The sequence below is a fragment of the Winogradskyella undariae genome, from assembly GCF_013285155.1.
Classification (GTDB): Bacteria; Bacteroidota; Bacteroidia; order Flavobacteriales; family Flavobacteriaceae; genus Winogradskyella; species Winogradskyella undariae.
Window position 1 is genome coordinate 366,881 of the sequence record NZ_JABTEL010000002.1, and the last position, 18,219, is coordinate 385,099.

Sequence of the window (18,219 nt, forward strand, 5' to 3'; positions counted from 1 at the left end):
TATAGTTTAAAAAAGGAATAAAAAAATGTCTAAATAGACAAGAAGGGACGGAGAGATTATTACATATTACCCCAAAGGGTAATAATCATTGAAATAATAAACATAGACATAGACACAAACATTGTTTGTGTTAATACTTTTTCTGTTATGTTAATTTCTTTCTTCATTACATCTCAAATGTATTATTTTTATAACAATAAAAAAACAATTCGTTTCTTTTTAGTGATTTATTAAAAATAGAGCTTCAAATTATTAAAAACGGAACAAAACCTATTATTTGTAAAATTTTTTAAGGTTATACTTATGGAATTGACAATAAAAAGTTGTCTTTTTTAACGGAATCATTTTTGAGATTACACAAATAACATTTTAAAGCAACAGTAATAATTAAAATAGTTACATGAAATTATTTTCAAAAGAACAAATTTACGAAGGAGATCGTTTGACATCTGAACGTCAAAATATAGCTTCAACAGAATTAATGGAGCGTGCTGGTAATCAAATTTTTAATTGGATACACGCACGTTTACAAGGTGCCCAAGTTCCAATTCATGTATTTTGTGGTATTGGTAATAATGGAGGGAATGGATTAGTATTAGCGAGACATTTAATTACACATGGATATAATGTAGAAACCTATGTTGTGAATTGTAGTGATAAGCGCACACAAGAGTTTTTAATTAACTACGACCATATTAAAAACGTTACTAAAAAGTGGCCAGAAATGTTGAGTTGTAAAGATGATTTTACAGCCATTGAAATTGATATTGAAGATATAATTGTAGATGCTGTTTTTGGTATTGGTTTTAATAGAGATCCTAATAATTGGGTTGCAGAGCTATTTCAAAAATTTAAAGCATCAAAAGCTTTTACGTTAGCTGTTGATATTCCATCGGGTTTATATACAGATGAAGCTGTAGAGGATGAAAATGCTGTAGTTTATGCTAATTATACATTAAGTTTTCAGTCTCCTAAATTAGTTTTCTTTTTACCTGATACGGCTAAATTTATTGGGCAATGGGAAATCTTAGATATTGGACTTGATCGTGAATATCTAATGCAAACGGAAACTAAAGCCGAATTAATTTTTAAGCAAGAAGTACTCCCATTATATAGGCCAAGAGATAAATTTTCTCATAAAGGTGATTTTGGACATGTAATGATTTTAGGAGGGAGTTATGGTAAAATTGGTTCCGTTAATTTGGCTAGTAAAGCTGCTTTACGTTCTGGTGCAGGCTTAGTAACGGCTTATATTCCTAAATGTGGTTACCATAGTTTGCAAACTTCGATTCCTGAAGTTATGGTTATTACAGATGAATCTGAAACTCATATTTCTAATATAAATTTTGATTTAGAACCTAATGTAATTGGTGTTGGAGTAGGGTTAGATACTTCGGAAGAAACAGTTAAAACATTTGAAGCTTTTCTGAAGAAAAATAAAACGCAGTTAGTAATTGATGCGGATGGTTTAAATATCTTATCGAAAAATAAAGCACTTTTAAAATTGTTACCTAAGCAGACGGTATTAACACCACATCCTAAAGAATTAGAAAGGTTAGTAGGGAAGTGGTCTAGTGATTTTGATAAGTTAGAGAAAGTGCAAGCATTATCAAATAAGTATGATGTTGTTGTTTTAATTAAAGGCGCTAATTCTATGACGGTTTATAAAGATAAATTCTATATAAATTCAACAGGAAATCCAGGAATGGCAACAGCAGGAAGTGGAGATGTTTTAACCGGAATGATTTCAGGATTAATAGCACAAGGTTATTCGTCTTTAGTAGCAACAATTTTTGGGGTTTATTTACACGGAAAATCTGCTGATATCTCACTTGAATATTGTGGTTTTGAAAGTTTAATGGCTAGCCATATTATTGAAACTATTGGTGAAGCTTATATTGATTTGTTTAAACAACCAGAGCAACCAGAAAAAGAACAGAAAGAATAAAAACGATGGTGTTATAAATGCCAAAAAGCCTATCTAAATTGATTTAGATAGGCTTTTTGTATATTGTGGTTTACAGAGAAATTAGATATTTAACTCATTAAATAATTTAATTAATTCTGAGCTTGAAGGTCTAGGAGCATCAGCAGATATAATATTTCCGTTAGGATCAATTAAAATGAATCTAGGAATACCATTAACTTTATAATCTTGTACAAACTTGGATCTAAATCCATCATCAGCTATTAATTGAATACCACCTAAATCTTTATCAGATACCATTTTTTTCCAACCATTATAAGCCGCAGCTTTATCGTTTTTGTAACCTCTTCCTTCATCTATAGAAATACTTACAAATTCTATATTTTTTCCTTCAAACTGTTTCTCTACATTTTTAAGTGAAGGGATTTCTTTAATACAAGGTCCACACCAAGTTGCCCATAAATCTATATAAACATATTTACCGTTTAAATCCGAAAGTGACATTGTACCTCCAGCATAATTTTCATAGTTCTCAAAACTAGGAGAAGGTGATCCTTCGGGAAAAGCATTAAGTGTTGCTTTTTTAGCTTTCATAAAATTATTAATCTGAGCTACTGTTCCGTTTATGTTTTTATCCATCATGGCAATATGAGTAGAATCAACATCCGTATATTTTGTTTTTAAATCTTCATAAGAAGATTTATAATTTTCAATAGCATCATTTACTTTGTCTAAATCATTAGATCCGACTAATTCTTCTGTAAAATGATTTTTTGAAATTAATAATGATTGTAATTTAAAATTATTAAGATCTGAATCGTCACCACTAAAAACCATAGAATCTACAAACGAATTATAATCAGTTTCAAAAGACGAAGTGTTATCGTTTTCTAAATAAATTTGTCCATATTCTTTTCCATGTTGAAAATAGAAATCTCCAGCAGCAACTTTTAACGTATCATTAAAAGAGCCATCATCATCCATGGTAATCGTTTTTTCATAATTTCGACCTTGAAAAACCTTTAGAATTTTGCTTTCATCTGGGTTTGTTATTTTTCCAGAAAGTGTAACATAATTTTTAGGTTCTCCTTTGCATGCCAATAACGAAGTAGCAACGCAAAGCAATAGTAATCGTTTCATAAATAGTATTTTGTTTGTCCTTCAAAAATAAGAATTTTAAAGGGATCTTAATTTTAAATTTATTATAAAGTTTGAGTTTTTTAAAACAAAAAAAGCCTTCAATTGAAGGCTTTTAGAATAATTTAAAGGTTATTTGACTTAAATTTTAAGGTCATCAAATAATTCAATTAATTCAGGATTTGATGGTCTTGGTGCATCGGCGCTAACAATATTTCCATCAGGATCAATTAAAATGAATCTAGGGATACCATCAATAGCATATTCAGTAACAAATAGAGATTTCCAATCCTTATCTGCCATTAATTGAATTCCGCCCAATTCTTTGTCAGTAACCATTTTCACCCATTTATCATGATCTTTTTCCCTGTCTATTGAAGCACTAATAAAAGCAATATTTTTTCCGTGATATTGTTTTTCTACTTTCTTTAAAGAAGGGATTTCTTTAATACAAGGTCCACACCAAGTTGCCCAAACATCTATATAGACAAATTGACCTTTAAGGTCATCTAAAGATGTTGTTCCTCCTTTATGATTTTCATAATTCACAAATTTTGGAGAAGGCATGCCTTTAGTTAGTTTTTTAACTTTATTATATTTATTAGTTAGGTCTTCTTTAAATTTTTCATCTGAAGACATTGTTATAATTCCATTATAGTAAGCTTCATTATTTTCGTAGTTAGGAGTTATTTGGTAACTTAAACTTTTTGCTAAATCTGTTTTTAGAGAAGGGAATGTTTGCTTGTTTATAGTTTCAAATACTTCTTTAGGGTTTTCTGTTTCATTAATTTTATTAGAGTAATAACGCTGTACTAAATTTTTGTAGTTGTCAATATTATTATAATCTACTTCATTGTTATAATCTATAGTATCAAGTGGTTTTAAGAATTCTAAAGAAGGTTTAAAATCTTCTTTTTTTGTGTAATACCCATGTGCCGAAGGATAACTTTGAATGCTGCTTAGATAATCATACTCAATATTTTTCTCTTCAAGAGTTATAAAGTTAAGATCTAAATCCTTTTGTTTTTTTAAGAATTCTAATTTAGAGTTTTTTATAGTATTTAATTCTTTAAGAAATTCAGTTTCTTCTTTAGAAAATAATTCGATATAATTTATATCTGCATTTTCATTAGCCATATATTTTTCAGCTAAGAAATTACTGTTTTCTGATCCTAATCCTGAATATTTTATGGTTTCATCAAATTTTTCAGTATTTAAAGTTACGTTAATTTCATCTCCAGGAGATAAATACATTGCTGTCGTTTCATTTCCGTGACTTAAGTTGTAATAACCTGTTTCTATTTTTAAAGTGTCTATGAAAGTTCCTTCATTAGTTATAGAGACTTCTTTAATTTTCTTACTTCCTTTAAGTATTGTAAGTATTTCCTGTTTAGGATTGTCAATTTTTCCTGAAAATAAAACGTAATCTATTTTGACTTCTTTTTTGCAAGAAACAAATAAAATAGCAACGCATAGTGTAATTAATCTTTTCATAGTTAGGTGAGTTTTGAATAGGTGATAAAAATATGACTTCGAAGTTAAATTAAAGAATTGAATATTATTATGGTAAAACCCAAAATAATTCTCAAATTTGAAAACGAATAAAACTAAATTAAATGGACAATTACCATGTTATCTCTTCAGATGCTTTAGATATTGTAACGATTTACAACATTTTTTATGAAAATAAAAAATTGAAGCTTTCAGAAGCCTCTGCAAATGAGATTAAAAAATGTAAAACCTACTTAGATGCTAAATTAGCAAGTGAAAAAAAACCTATGTATGGTATAAATACAGGTTTTGGTTCATTATATAATGTAAAGATTTCAGACTCCGATTTAAGCCAGCTTCAAGAAAATTTAGTGATGTCTCATGCTTGTGGAACAGGTGATCGAGTACCAGAATCTATTGTTAAAGTGATGTTGCTTTTAAAGATTCAGTCGCTAAGTTATGGTCATAGTGGTGTACAGTTAGAAACCGTAAATAGACTTATTGACTTTTTTAATAACGATATATTTCCTTTTGTATTTACGCAAGGTTCTTTAGGAGCTTCTGGTGATTTGGCGCCGTTAGCACATTTGGCTTTGCCGTTACTTGGAAAAGGAAAAGTAGTACACAATAATAAAGAATATGATGCTAAGGCGCTTTTAGAAGAGTTTAATTGGGAGCCTGTAAAGCTAGAAGCAAAGGAAGGTTTAGCTTTGTTAAACGGAACTCAGTTTATGAGTGCTTATGGTGTTTATTTATTATTAATGTCTCATAAAACATCTTATTTAGCAGATATTATAGCAAGTGTTTCATTAGACGCTTTTGATGGACGATTAGATCCTTTTCACGATTTAGTTCATGCAGTAAGGCCTCATCCCGGGCAACGAAAAGTAGCGAGACGTTTTAATGAATTTTTAAAAGGGAGTGAGCTTATTACACGCGATAAAGAACATGTACAGGATCCTTATTCTTTTCGTTGTATTCCACAGGTTCATGGGGCAACAAAGGATACTTTAGATTTTGTTGAAAAAGTAATTTTAACAGAAATTAATTCGGTAACAGATAATCCTAATATTTTTCATGAAGAGGATTTAATAATTTCAGGAGGAAACTTTCATGGTCAGCCTTTAGCGTTAGCATTAGATTATTTAAAAATTGCTATGGCTGAAATAGGAAATATCTCTGAACGACGAGTGTTTCAGTTGGTTTCAGGATTAAGAGGTTTACCAGCGTTTTTAGTAGATAACCCAGGTTTAAATTCAGGGTTTATGATTCCGCAATATACGGCAGCAAGTATTGTTAGTGCTAACAAGCAAATGGCATCACCTGCCAGTGTAGATAGTATTGTGTCTAGTAACGGTCAAGAAGATCATGTAAGTATGGGGGCAAATGCAGCGACACAAGCTTATACTTTGGTTAAAAATGTAGAGCGCGTTATAGCTATTGAATTAATGAATGCATCACAAGCTTTAGAATTTAGAAGGCCTTTAAAAACGTCTCCTTTATTAGAATCTTTTTTGGAGCAATATAGAAAAGTTGTACCTTTTATAAAGGCAGATGAAGTACTGCATGATTCTATTGAAGCATCAATTCAGTTTTTAAAAGATGTAGATATTGAAATTGACGAGTTGTTTTTAAATCATTACGACCTAAAATAATTTTAGATATAAAATCCAGAGTGATGTTTGATCACTCTGGATTAATTATTTTATCGGCCCAGCTGATGGCTTCTTCTAATTCTGAAAAAATTTCAAAATGTTTTTTGAAAAACATTTTTTCAATTTGGGCATTAATCTTTGCTTGGTAATTATTTGAAACAATTGCTATTCCTTCTAAATTTTGAATTTCTGAAGTTTTTAAATAGACTTTAGGGTCAACTGAGTAGGAGTTTATTCTGTTTGATATATATATAAAGGGCTTATTTGAAAAATAAGTTTCAGTAATCTGAATTAATGTATTATTTCTGTTTGATGTAACGTTAATGCCTTCTTTTATGATAACGATAATATAATGGTCATAAATTGTTACATCACAAAAATCGAATGTTAGGGATTCATTCATTTGTAAATGATAATTTAAAATAATTAGCAATAAAAAAAAACTCTTTCATTTCAGAAAGAGTTTTTTTTGTCTATCTAATTAAAATTTAAGATTCAGTTGTTTCTTCAGAAGATTTAATTTTAATATTAAGTGCATCATTTTCTGTATCTAAATCCATGAAAATAGTATCTCCTTCATGAAGTTTAGAGTTAATGATTTCTTCGGCAAGGGCATCTTCTACATATTTTTGAATAGCTCTATTTAAAGGTCGTGCACCATATTGTTTATCAAATCCTTTTTCAGCAATATAATCTTTAGCTTTATCTGTAAGCTGAAGCTCGTAACCAAGTCCTTTTATTCTATCGATAAGTTTAATAAGTTCGATATCTATAATTTTTCCAATGTCTTCTTTTTCTAAGGCATTGAATACAATAACATCGTCAATTCTATTTAAGAATTCCGGAGCAAAAGCTTTTTTAAGAGCATTTTCTATAACTCCTTTTGCATGATCTGATTCTTGTGCTATTGTAGCCGAAGTACCAAAACCTACACCAGATCCAAAATCTTTTAGTTTTCGGGCTCCAATGTTAGATGTCATGATGATTATAGTGTTTCTAAAATCAATTTTACGACCTAAACTATCTGTTAAATAACCATCGTCTAAAACTTGTAATAGCATGTTAAATACATCTGGATGCGCTTTTTCTATCTCATCTAAAAGTACTACAGCGTATGGTTTACGGCGTATTTTTTCGGTCAATTGACCACCTTCTTCATAACCAACGTATCCCGGAGGCGCACCAACTAAACGAGAGATGGCAAATTTCTCCATGTATTCGCTCATGTCTATTCTAACTAAAGAATCTTCACTTTCAAATAATTCGCGAGCCAAAACTTTTGCTAATTGTGTTTTACCAACACCAGTTTGACCTAAAAAGATAAATGAACCAATTGGTTTATTAGGATCTTTAAGTCCAGCTCTGTTTCTTTGTATGGCTTTAACAACCTTTGCAACTGCTTGGTCTTGACCAATCACTTTTCCTTTAATAAGTTCTGGTAATTTAGACAATTTATTAATTTCAGTCTGCGCAATTTTATTTACAGGAATACCTGTCATCATAGAAACAACATCGGCCACACTCTCTTCTGTAACGATTTCTTTATGAAGTTTTGTTTCTTCTTCCCATTTTTCTTGAGCAGTAGCAAGTTCTTTTTCTAAGCGTTTTTCATCATCTCTAAGCTTTGCAGCTTCTTCATATTTCTGCTTCTTAACAACGCTATTCTTCGTTTCTTTAACTTCTTCAAGATTTTTCTCTAATTGAAGAATTTGTTTAGGAACATCAATATTTGTAATATGAACACGAGAACCTGCTTCATCTAAAGCATCAATAGCTTTGTCTGGAAGAAAACGTTCAGTCATATAGCGATTAGTTAACTTCACACATGCTTCAATAGCTTCTTGTGTATAATTAACATTGTGGTGTTCTTCGTACTTCCCTTTAATATTATTAAGGATTTCTATCGTTTCTTCAACAGAAGTTGGTTCTACAATTACTTTTTGAAAACGACGCTCTAAAGCACCATCTTTTTCAATGTACTGTCTATATTCATCTAAAGTTGTTGCGCCAATACATTGTATCTCACCTCTTGCTAAGGCAGGTTTAAACATGTTAGAAGCATCTAAACTTCCTGTAGCTCCACCAGCTCCAACAATAGTATGGATTTCATCAATAAAAAGAATAATATCATCATTCTTTTCAAGCTCGTTCATCACCGCTTTCATGCGTTCTTCAAACTGACCTCTATATTTGGTTCCTGCAACTAAGCTTGCTAAATCTAAAGTAACAACACGTTTGTTAAATAGCGTACGTGATACTTTACGCTTTATAATTCTTAATGCAAGCCCTTCTGCAATGGCAGATTTACCAACACCTGGTTCACCAATTAATAAAGGATTGTTTTTCTTTCTTCGACTTAAAATTTGAGAAACACGTTGTATTTCTTTTTCTCTACCAACAACAGGATCTAATTTCCCTTCTTCTGCTAGTACAGTTAAGTCTCTTCCAAAATTATCTAAAACAGGTGTTTTAGATTTTTTGTTTGTTTTGTTAGGCTGCCCTCCAAAAGGATTTTGTTTTGCGTCATCTTCTTCCTCATTAATATCGTCATCAGAAAACGATTCTGCCTTCGGAGTGTCTAAGTAATCATCTTCGCTAGTAATCATAGATTTGAATTCTTCTTTAACATTATCATAATCAACTTTTAGCTTATTTAAAAGCTTAGTTGTTGGGTCATTTTCATTTCTTAAAATACACAATAATAAGTGGGCTGTATTAATTGAGGTACTTTGAAACAACTTAGCTTCTAAAAACGTTGTTTTTAAAGCACGCTCAGCTTGCCTTGTAAGGTGTAAGTTCTTTTTTTCATTAGATGTTGTAATGATATTAGGATTAGCAGGACTTAAAATCTCTACCTTTCTCCTTAAGTGATTAAGATCAATATCTAAAGCACTTAATATATCTATAGCTTTACCATCACCATCTCTTAATAAACCAAGCATTAAATGCTCAGTACCTATAAAATCATGACCTAAACGTAAAGCTTCTTCTTTGCTGTAAGCAATAACATCTTTTACTCTTGGGGAAAAATTATCATCCATATTATATTCCTTTCTCTTTCTTTCTGCATTAAAAATAATAAAAACATATTGAGTAAAGGTCAAAAACTGTACCTAAACCATGTGAATTTAAAAAAGAAGCACTAAATAATTTAAATTATACTGTACTAGCAATGATAAATAAGATTTAAGAGATGTTCTGTTAAAGTCTTATTTATTAGGGGTATATAAGTATAATAGAAAGAAATTATGTCAGGTCTTTCGATCTTTCTTTGGTGTTCAATAAATGTTTAAAACGAAGAGACTAAAAAAGCATTTTATCTCAAAGTTAATTCACAGATACTTATTAACTAAAAGGCTATTGTGTATTGTTAATAAAAAATACCAAAAATGATAATGAATTTGGGAATAAACAGTAGTATTTTGGTTATATTAGCATGTTAAGAAAACTTAGAAAAAAACTAATTAATTTTATATATGGCAGAAGGAGAAAAGCTCATTCCAATTAACATTGAAGATGAAATGAAATCGGCTTACATTGACTATTCAATGTCAGTCATTGTGTCACGTGCGTTACCAGATGTAAGAGATGGTTTAAAACCTGTACATAGACGTGTACTTTACGGTATGCACGAACTTGGTATTAGAGCAAATTCGGCACATAAAAAGTCAGCAAGAATTGTCGGTGAAGTTTTAGGAAAGTATCACCCACATGGAGATACCTCTGTTTATGATGCAATGGTACGTATGGCTCAAGAGTGGAGTTTACGTTACATGTTAGTCGATGGACAAGGTAACTTTGGATCTGTGGATGGTGATAGTCCTGCAGCAATGCGTTATACAGAAGCAAGAATGCGAAAGATATCTGAGGATATGTTAGCTGATATTGATAAAGAAACTGTAGATCATAAATTAAACTTTGATGATACGTTAAAAGAACCAACAGTTCTTCCTACACGTATTCCTGGTCTTTTAGTAAATGGAGCTTCGGGGATTGCTGTGGGTATGGCTACTAATATGCCTCCACATAACTTAACTGAAGTTGTAAATGGTACTATAGCTTACATTGAGAATAATGATATTGAAATAGATGAATTAATTCAACATATAAAAGCTCCAGATTTCCCAACAGGAGGAACTATTTATGGCTATGATGGAGTTAAGGAAGCTTTTCATACAGGACGTGGACGTATTGTAATGCGTGGTAAAGCGGTTATCGAAGAAGTACATGGTAGAGAATGTATTATTGTAACTGAAATTCCTTACCAAGTCAATAAGGCAGACATGATAAAAAAGACTGCTGATTTGGTTAACGATAAAAAAATGGAAGGTATTTCTTCTATACGTGATGAATCGGATAGAAATGGAATGCGTATTGTTTACATTTTAAAACGTGATGCAATACCTAATATCGTTCTTAATAAACTATATAAATATTCAGCACTACAAACATCTTTTAGTGTGAATAATATTGCGTTAGTTAATGGGCGTCCTCAGCTTTTAAACTTAAAAGAACTTATTCATTATTTCGTTGAGCATAGACATGAAGTTGTTGTAAGACGTACAACATATGAATTACGTAAGGCAGAAGAAAGAGCACATATCTTAGAAGGTTTAATTATCGCTTCAGATAATATTGATGAGGTAATTAAAATTATTAGAGCTTCTAATAATGCAGATGAAGCACGTAATAGTTTAATTGAACGTTTCAAACTTTCAGAGCTTCAAGCCAAAGCTATTGTTGAGATGCGATTACGTCAGTTAACAGGCTTAGAACAAGATAAATTACGTTCTGAATATGATGAAATAATGAAAACCATTATTGACCTTAAAGATATCCTAGACAGAAAAGAACGTCGAATGGCTATTATTAAGGAAGAATTAGAAGTTGTTAGAGAGAAATATGGAGATGAGCGTCGTTCTATAATTGAATATGCTGGTGGTGATTTAAGTATCGAAGATATGATTCCGGATGCGCAAGTTGTAATTACAATATCGCATGCAGGTTATATTAAAAGAACATCACTTAGTGAATACAAAACTCAGAATAGAGGCGGTGTTGGACAAAAAGCAACAACAACTCGTAATGAAGATTTCTTAGAACATTTATTTGTAGGTACAAACCATCAATACATGTTATTCTTTACTCAAAAAGGAAAATGTTTCTGGATGCGTGTTTACGAAATACCAGAAGGTTCTAAAACTTCAAAAGGTAGAGCAATTCAAAATCTAGTAAACATTGAGCAAGATGATAAAGTTATGGCTTTCATTTGTACTCAAGATTTAAAAGATGAAGAATACATTAATAGTCACTATGTCATAATGGCGACTAAAAAAGGTCAGGTTAAGAAAACATCTTTAGAACAATATTCTAGACCAAGATCAAACGGTATTAATGCGATTACTATTAAGGAAGACGATGTTTTATTAGAAGCAAAATTAACAACAGGCGAAAGTCAAGTGATGTTAGCGTTGAAATCTGGTAAGGCAATACGTTTTGAGGAAGCTAAAACTAGACCAATGGGTAGAGGAGCTTCTGGTGTTCGTGGAATTAGACTTCAAGACGAAAAAACGGATGAAGTTATCGGTATGATTGCTGTAGATGATATGGAAAGTAACATCTTAGTGGTTTCTGAAAATGGATACGGTAAACGATCTAGTCTAGAAGATTACAGAATTACCAATAGAGGTGGAAAAGGTGTAAAAACAATTTCTATCACAGAGAAAACAGGTAATTTAGTATCTATTAAAAATGTAACAGATGAAGATGATTTAATGATTATTAATAAATCTGGAATTGCAATTCGTATGGCTGTAGCTGATTTACGTGTCATGGGAAGAGCAACTCAAGGTGTTAAATTAATAAACCTTAAAGGGAATGATTCTATTGCTGCAGTAGCTAAAGTTATGAAAGATGACGAAGAGGTTATTGAAGATATAGAAGCTGAAATCATTGGAGATGGTGATACCAATGAAGATGATGGTACAGCTATTGATAATAATGAAACTGAAAACTAAATTAACAAATAAATTATTTATTACAAGATGAAAAAATTAATGACATTAATGCTACTCTTAGCTGTTTCGTCAATGTCCTTTGCTCAAAAAAATGAGGTAAAAGCAATTGAGAAGGCACTAAAGAATTCAAATTTTGGAGATGCCAAATCTGCAGTAACTTCAGCGGAAGCTCTGATTGGTAGTATGGACGATAAAACTAAAGCAAAGTTTTATTATTTAAAAGCTCAGGCTTTATATGCAGAAGGTAAAGGTACTGATGCTAATATTGATGAAGCGATAGTAAGTTTAGACAACTTAAAAGAATTAGAATCTAAAATGGGTAAATTAAAATATACCCAAGAAGCTAATGTAATGTCTGAAGGAATGGTTAATACATTTTTAACCAATGCCAATAATGCATTTTCAAGTAAAAATTATAAAGCTGCGGCTAAAGGTTTTGAAAAAGTTTATAGAATGTCTCCGCAAGATACATTGTATTTATATTATGCCGCTTCATCAGCAGTAACTGAACAAGATTATGATACTGCTTTAGATTATTATATTGAACTAAAGAATCTTGGTTACACAGGTATCAAAATGAATTATTTTGCAACCAATGCAGAAACAGGTGAGGAGGAACTTTTTCCAGATAAAGCACAAAGAACTTTTTCTTTAAAAGCTAAATTACATAACAAGCCTAGAGATGAAAAAAGTGAATCTAATGCCGCTGAAATTGTAAAAAATATAGCTTTAATTTATGTGTCTCAAGGAGAGAATGAAAAAGCATTAGCAGCAATGTCTGATGCTAGATCTCAAAACCCTGACGATATAGGGTTATTATTATCTGAAGCAAATGTTTATTTAAAAATGGGTAATAGAGATAAATTTAAGGAGTTAATGGAGCAAGCGACTCAGAAAGATCCAGATAATGCTGAACTACAGTATAACTTAGGTGTTTTAGCTGCTGAAGCTGGTAACTCAGAATCTGCTATTAAATATTACAATAAGGCTATTACAATTAACCCTAATTATGTGGATGCATATACTAATTTAGCTGTTGTTATTTTAGCAGGTGAAGCTGCAATTGTTGAAGAAATGAATGGTTTAGGTACAAGTTCTGCTGATAATAGAAAATATGATGAACTTAAAGAAAAGCGTTCTCAATTATATTCTGATGCTATTCCTTATCTAGAAAAATCATTAGAATTAAAAGAATCTAATATTGATGCTGCTAAAACATTAATGAATATCTATAGTGCATTAGGAGAAACAGATAAATTTAAAACTATGCGAGCTAGAGTTGAAGCAATGGAAGCTTCTGCTGCTGGTAACTAAAGTTTAGTATTCTTATTACAAGAACAAAAAAAATGGTCGGAAGAAATTCCGACCATTTTTTTTGTAAAGAATTAAGAGGCTAGAATAAATATATATTATATCTATATAGGCTATAAATAAGTAAATAGCTTTTTAATAATGCCGTGAAATTTATTTCCACTTAATGCTGCAACCCATACTTGGTTTTTGATCAGCGCTTATAGGCGTATTTGTTATTAAAGCAGTCATTGCAGCTCTAAGATCTTTTCCTGTTACAGGTTTGTCATTCTCAGGTCTAGAATCATCTAATTGACCTGTATAGACTAATTTTAAATCGGCATCGAATAAGAAAAAATCAGGTGTACAAGCAGCATTATAGGCTTTTGCAATATTTTGAGTTTGATCGTATAAATATGGAAATATATAATCTTCATTTATTGCGTATTTGGCCATTAAATCGGGTCTGTCTTGCGGATGGGTTAAGACATCATTACTAGAAATAGCAATACAGTTAATACCTTTTGAAATGTAATCTTTAGCTAATTGAGATAGTTCTGAGCTTACATGATTAACAAAGGGACAGTGGTTACATATAAACATCACCAATGTTCCTGTTGTACCTTTTAATTCGTTTAGAGATTTCTTTGTGTTATCTACACTATCTTTAAGTCTGAAGTGCGGTGCTATGGTGCCTAAGGGTAGCATGTTAGATTCTGTACGAGCCATTATTTCTTTATATTTGTTTTTATTAATCCGTTATATTGACCTCAGCAAAAGATATGGAAAAGATAGTAACATTTGAAGACTTTACAAAAGTAGATTTAAGAATAGGTACAATTGTAGAAGTGAATGCTTTTCCTAAAGCACATCGTTCAGCTTATCAATTAATTATAGATTTTGGTGTTTTAGGATTTAAAAAAACTTCTGCCCAAATTACAACTCAATATCAAAAAGAAGATTTAATAGATAGGCAAATTGTGGCTGTCGTTAATTTTCCTAAAAAGCAAATAGCTAATTTTATGAGTGAATGTTTAGTTGTTGGTGCAGTAAAATCAAATGATGTGTTTTTATTACATCCAGAAACTAAAGTTAAAAATGGGAGTCCTATTTCTTAAAAATCTATAATCTAAAAATAAAATTCCCTGATAAATTTTTATCAGGGGATTTTATAGTTTAATATAATTTATCTTAGATATCGTCAAAGCTAATATCTGTAAAACTTTCTGTGTCTCCTGATGTTTTTACTTCTTCAGTTACAAACTCATCTTCACGTTTAAAATCTTTTTGATGACGTTCGCTAATAACTTCCTGACCTTTTTCATTAATAATATAATCAGTCATTTCAGCTAAAATTTCTTTAAATTCGGTAAAGTCTTCTTTATATAAATAAATCTTATGTTTTTTGTAATAAAAAGATCCATCATCATTAGTGAACTTTTTACTTTCAGTAACTGTTAAATAATAATCCCCAGCTTTTGTTGCTCTAACATCAAAAAAATATGTTCTCCTTCCTGCACGTAATACTTTAGAATAGATTTCTTCTTTGTCCGTCATTTCATAATCACTCATAACTCAATCTTATTTTAATTTCAATCCAAAAATCTAAAAAAAAAGTAACCTAAACAACAAATAATTACTTTTCTTTTTCGGAGCGTTGTTTGTGGTATAATTCCTTGTAGTAACCATCAGTATTTATAAGGGTTTCGTGGTTCCCTGACTCTATAACTTTCCCGTCTTCTAAAATAATAATTTGATCAGCATTTTTCGCTGATGATATACGGTGACTTACAATAATTGTTGTCTTGTTTTTTGTCAGCTTAACAAGGTTATTTAATATCTTTTCTTCAGTTTCTGTATCAACCGCAGAAAGGCAATCATCAAATAATAAAATCTCTGGTTTTTTAATAATAGCTCTTGCAATAGATACACGCTGTTTTTGTCCTCCAGAAAGTGTAATTCCACGTTCACCTAATACGGTGTCGTAACCTCTATTGAAACCAATAATGTTTTTATGAACTTTAGCATTTGTTGCAGCGGCAATTACTTCTTCGTCAGTCGCATCTTCTTTACCAAACTTAATATTATTCTTTATAGTATCTGAAAACAAGAATGCATCTTGAGGTACATAACCTATACTTTCTCTTAAACTGAAGAGATTTAAGTCAGCTATGTTTTTATTATCAATTAAAAGAGCACCTTTATTAATATCATACAAACGACCAATTAAGTCTAAAATAGTAGATTTTCCTGAACCTGTTTTTCCTAAAATGGCTAATGTTTGTCCCGATTTTAATGTGAAACTGATGTCTTTTAATGCTTCTATATTTGTGTCTTGATAGGTAAAGGATACATTTTTAAATTCAATATCACCTTTAATAGGTGTTAAAGCAGTAGTTGTGTTTTTTATATCTGGTTCTGTATCTAAAAATTCGTTGATTCGTACTTGTGAAGCTTCGGCTTGTTGTACTAAAGAGGTTACCCAACCTACAGTTGCAACTGGCCAAGTTAGCATATTAACATATATAATAAATTCTGCAATAGTCCCTATTTTTTCAATTTCACCACTCATATATTGCATACCTCCTGCATAAATAACAATAAGGTTACTCACCCCAATTAATAATATCATCATTGGGAAAAATAAGGCCTGCACCTTTGTAAGACTAATTTGCTTCTGTCTGTTTTCTGAAGAAAGGTGTTCAAACTCGGCATTAGTTCTTGGTTCAATGCCATAAGATTTTATAACAGAAATTCCACTAAAAGTCTCCTGAGAATATGTAGATAACGTAGATAATGATTGTTGTACAATTGTACTACGTTTGTTAATTAAACGGCTTAACTTATAAATTACTACAGATAAAAAGGGTAGAGGTAGTAAGGTGTATAAAGTTAATGAAGGAGATCTATCCATCATATAAATGATTGCGATAACAAATAAAGTAATGGTGTTTATGGTATACATTATTGCAGGACCAACGTACATTCTAACTTTACCAACATCTTCACTAATTCGGTTCATTAAATCTCCAGTCCTATTTGTTTTATAAAAATTTAAAGACAGAATTTGGTAATGCTTATAAATTTCATTTTTAAGATCAAATTCAACATGGCGAGACACATTAATTATCGTTTGACGCATTAAAAATGTAAATATTCCAGCTATAATAGCGGCTCCAATAAGGTAAATGGTGTAAATTGTTAAGTCACTTTTAAAAATTTCATCTGAAATTTTTCCATCTAATCGGTCAGAAACAATATTAATACAAGCTCCAATTAATCTTGGGGTAAATAAGGCAAATACCTTGGCTATAATGGTGATAATGATACCAATGATTAATCTATATCTGTATTTGTAGAAGTATTTGTTAAGGTGTTTAAGTGCTTTCATTCTATAGTTTAGTGGCTCAAAAGTATTACTAGAATTGTATTTAATAGTTAATGTTTTGCTAATCCTTTAATTATAATTTACTTTTGCAAGCTGTTTTTAGAAACTCTAAAGACACCCTAAATTTTAAGTGATATGACTTCAGAAATTATAACTTCAAAAGAACTCAAAAAAATAGATCCGGTTTTCGGACAGCATTCTTTTGATGATCATGAGCAAATTGTTTTTTGCAATGACAAAGATACTGGTTTAAAAGCTATAATTGGTATTCATAACACAGTTTTAGGGCCTGCTTTAGGGGGTACAAGAATGTGGAATTATGCTAATGAATGGGAAGCTTTAAATGATGTATTGCGTTTATCTCGTGGTATGACATTTAAATCAGCCATTACAGGTTTAAATCTTGGTGGTGGTAAAGCGGTCATTATAGGTGATGCTAAAATACAGAAAACACCAGAATTAATGAAACGCTTTGGTGAGTTTGTAAATTCATTAGGCGGACGTTATATAACAGCAGAAGATGTTGGTATGACGACCGAAGATATGGATACTGTAAGAGAAGTGACGCCTTATGTTACAGGAATTTCCGAAAGTAAAGGAGGAGCTGGTAATCCATCTCCAATTACAGCTTATGGTGTTTTTATGGGAATGAAAGCGGCATCTAAATTCCAATTTGGTTCAGATATTTTAGAAAATAAAAATGTTTTTGTACAAGGAATCGGTAATGTAGGTGAAGCTTTAGTAGAACATTTAGTTAACGAAGGTGCCAATGTTACAATCTCAGATATTAGCCAAGAGCGTTTAGAAGAAGTGCGCTCTAAATATGGTGTAAATATTTATGGAGGTAACGATATTTATAGTGAAGATATGGATATTTATGCGCCTTGTGCATTAGGAGCAACGATTAATGACGATACAATTCATAAACTAAAAGCAAAAGTAATTGCAGGTGCAGCAAATAATCAATTAGCTGAGGAAAACAAGCACGGTTTAATTTTGCAAGAACGTGGTATTGTTTACGCACCAGATTTCTTAATAAACGCAGGTGGGATTATCAATGTTTATGCAGAATTAGAAAATTACGGAAGACAGGAAATAATGCGTAAAACAGAAAACATCTATAATACAACATTAGAGATTTTAGATAACGCAAAAGTGAATAATTTAACTACAAATGATGCTGCGTTAAACATCGCTAGAGAACGTATTGCAACTAGAAAGAGAGAAAACTTAAAATAGTCAAGATTAAATTCTAATATAAAAATTAAATAATAGTATTTTTGCAGGGTGAACTTTAAGTAGTTCACCTTTTTT

The 18,219-nt window shown here is 31.0% G+C and carries 13 protein-coding genes; 6 read left to right on the forward strand and 7 right to left on the reverse strand.

What is annotated here, in order from left to right; genetic code table 11:
- Nucleotides 1-400 precede the first annotated feature (400 nt).
- Complete coding sequence (locus tag HSX10_RS04060) at nucleotides 401-1,948, forward strand: NAD(P)H-hydrate dehydratase (RefSeq protein ID WP_173586926.1); 1,548 nt, start codon at nucleotides 401-403, stop codon at nucleotides 1,946-1,948.
- 81 nt (nucleotides 1,949-2,029) lie between these two features.
- Here the strand turns inward: HSX10_RS04060 and HSX10_RS04065 are convergent, their stop codons facing one another.
- Together HSX10_RS04065 and HSX10_RS04070 are read right to left on the reverse strand one after the other, a co-directional pair.
- A complete protein-coding gene (locus HSX10_RS04065) occupies nucleotides 2,030-3,067 on the reverse strand; it encodes a TlpA family protein disulfide reductase (RefSeq protein ID WP_173586927.1) in 1,038 nt (345 codons plus the stop codon).
- 138 nt (nucleotides 3,068-3,205) lie between these two features.
- On the reverse strand, nucleotides 3,206-4,558 hold the full coding sequence (locus HSX10_RS04070; RefSeq protein WP_173586928.1) for a TlpA family protein disulfide reductase: 1,353 nt from the start codon (nucleotides 4,556-4,558) through the stop codon (nucleotides 3,206-3,208).
- A gap of 122 nt (nucleotides 4,559-4,680) precedes the next feature.
- On the opposite strand from HSX10_RS04070, the gene hutH reads away from it, so the two are divergent.
- Nucleotides 4,681-6,210 carry a histidine ammonia-lyase gene (gene hutH / locus HSX10_RS04075; protein ID WP_173586929.1) on the forward strand — a complete coding sequence of 510 codons (1,530 nt, stop codon included), beginning with the start codon at nucleotides 4,681-4,683 and terminating at the stop codon, nucleotides 6,208-6,210.
- Nucleotides 6,211-6,241: 31 nt separating this feature from the next.
- On the opposite strand, the gene HSX10_RS04080 is transcribed toward hutH, so the two are convergent.
- Entirely contained in the window at nucleotides 6,242-6,613 is a 372-nt protein-coding gene (locus HSX10_RS04080) for a hypothetical protein (protein ID WP_173586930.1), read from the reverse strand.
- Nucleotides 6,614-6,698: 85 nt separating this feature from the next.
- Entirely contained in the window at nucleotides 6,699-9,251 is a 2,553-nt protein-coding gene (locus HSX10_RS04085) for an ATP-dependent Clp protease ATP-binding subunit (RefSeq protein ID WP_173586931.1), read from the reverse strand.
- Nucleotides 9,252-9,686: 435 nt separating this feature from the next.
- On the opposite strand from HSX10_RS04085, the gene gyrA reads away from it, so the two are divergent.
- Nucleotides 9,687-12,227 (forward strand): DNA gyrase subunit A, encoded by a 2,541-nt coding sequence (gene gyrA, locus HSX10_RS04090; protein WP_173586932.1) that lies wholly within the window; start codon nucleotides 9,687-9,689, stop codon nucleotides 12,225-12,227.
- 27 nt (nucleotides 12,228-12,254) lie between these two features.
- A complete protein-coding gene (locus HSX10_RS04095) occupies nucleotides 12,255-13,541 on the forward strand; it encodes a tetratricopeptide repeat protein (protein ID WP_173586933.1) in 1,287 nt (428 codons plus the stop codon).
- Between the two features lie 150 nt (nucleotides 13,542-13,691).
- On the opposite strand, the gene HSX10_RS04100 is transcribed toward HSX10_RS04095, so the two are convergent.
- Nucleotides 13,692-14,246 (reverse strand): thioredoxin family protein, encoded by a 555-nt coding sequence (locus tag HSX10_RS04100; protein ID WP_173586934.1) that lies wholly within the window; start codon nucleotides 14,244-14,246, stop codon nucleotides 13,692-13,694.
- 53 nt (nucleotides 14,247-14,299) lie between these two features.
- Here HSX10_RS04100 and HSX10_RS04105 point away from each other — a divergent pair, with 53 nt between their 5' ends.
- A complete protein-coding gene (locus HSX10_RS04105) occupies nucleotides 14,300-14,635 on the forward strand; it encodes a tRNA-binding protein (protein WP_173586935.1) in 336 nt (111 codons plus the stop codon).
- Between the two features lie 73 nt (nucleotides 14,636-14,708).
- On the opposite strand, the gene HSX10_RS04110 is transcribed toward HSX10_RS04105, so the two are convergent.
- The gene (locus HSX10_RS04110; RefSeq protein WP_173586936.1) at nucleotides 14,709-15,089 is read right to left on the reverse strand and encodes a PUR family DNA/RNA-binding protein; all 381 of its coding nucleotides are present in this window, start codon (nucleotides 15,087-15,089) and stop codon (nucleotides 14,709-14,711) included.
- 64 nt (nucleotides 15,090-15,153) lie between these two features.
- A complete protein-coding gene (locus HSX10_RS04115; RefSeq protein ID WP_173586937.1) occupies nucleotides 15,154-16,908 on the reverse strand; it encodes an ABC transporter ATP-binding protein in 1,755 nt (584 codons plus the stop codon).
- Nucleotides 16,909-17,040: 132 nt separating this feature from the next.
- Between HSX10_RS04115 and HSX10_RS04120 the strand changes: the two genes are divergently transcribed.
- Entirely contained in the window at nucleotides 17,041-18,144 is a 1,104-nt protein-coding gene (locus tag HSX10_RS04120) for a Glu/Leu/Phe/Val family dehydrogenase (protein WP_173586938.1), read from the forward strand.
- The last annotated feature ends 75 nt before the right edge of the window (nucleotides 18,145-18,219 follow it).

What these genes read in the sequence shown, in the direction of transcription:
- HSX10_RS04060 (WP_173586926.1), top strand. Translation starts at nt 401, where the DNA reads ATGAAATTATTTTCAAAAGAACAAATTTACGAAGGAGATCGTTTGACA.
- hutH (WP_173586929.1), top strand. Translation starts at nt 4,681, where the DNA reads ATGGACAATTACCATGTTATCTCTTCAGATGCTTTAGATATTGTAACG.
- HSX10_RS04070 (WP_173586928.1), bottom strand. Translation starts at nt 4,558, where the DNA reads ATGAAAAGATTAATTACACTATGCGTTGCTATTTTATTTGTTTCTTGC.
- HSX10_RS04105 (WP_173586935.1), top strand. Translation starts at nt 14,300, where the DNA reads ATGGAAAAGATAGTAACATTTGAAGACTTTACAAAAGTAGATTTAAGA.
- HSX10_RS04080 (WP_173586930.1), bottom strand. Translation starts at nt 6,613, where the DNA reads ATGAATGAATCCCTAACATTCGATTTTTGTGATGTAACAATTTATGAC.
- HSX10_RS04120 (WP_173586938.1), top strand. Translation starts at nt 17,041, where the DNA reads ATGACTTCAGAAATTATAACTTCAAAAGAACTCAAAAAAATAGATCCG.
- HSX10_RS04095 (WP_173586933.1), top strand. Translation starts at nt 12,255, where the DNA reads ATGAAAAAATTAATGACATTAATGCTACTCTTAGCTGTTTCGTCAATG.
- gyrA (WP_173586932.1), top strand. Translation starts at nt 9,687, where the DNA reads ATGGCAGAAGGAGAAAAGCTCATTCCAATTAACATTGAAGATGAAATG.
- HSX10_RS04065 (WP_173586927.1), bottom strand. Translation starts at nt 3,067, where the DNA reads ATGAAACGATTACTATTGCTTTGCGTTGCTACTTCGTTATTGGCATGC.
- HSX10_RS04085 (WP_173586931.1), bottom strand. Translation starts at nt 9,251, where the DNA reads ATGGATGATAATTTTTCCCCAAGAGTAAAAGATGTTATTGCTTACAGC.
- HSX10_RS04115 (WP_173586937.1), bottom strand. Translation starts at nt 16,908, where the DNA reads ATGAAAGCACTTAAACACCTTAACAAATACTTCTACAAATACAGATAT.
- HSX10_RS04100 (WP_173586934.1), bottom strand. Translation starts at nt 14,246, where the DNA reads ATGGCTCGTACAGAATCTAACATGCTACCCTTAGGCACCATAGCACCG.
- HSX10_RS04110 (WP_173586936.1), bottom strand. Translation starts at nt 15,089, where the DNA reads ATGAGTGATTATGAAATGACGGACAAAGAAGAAATCTATTCTAAAGTA.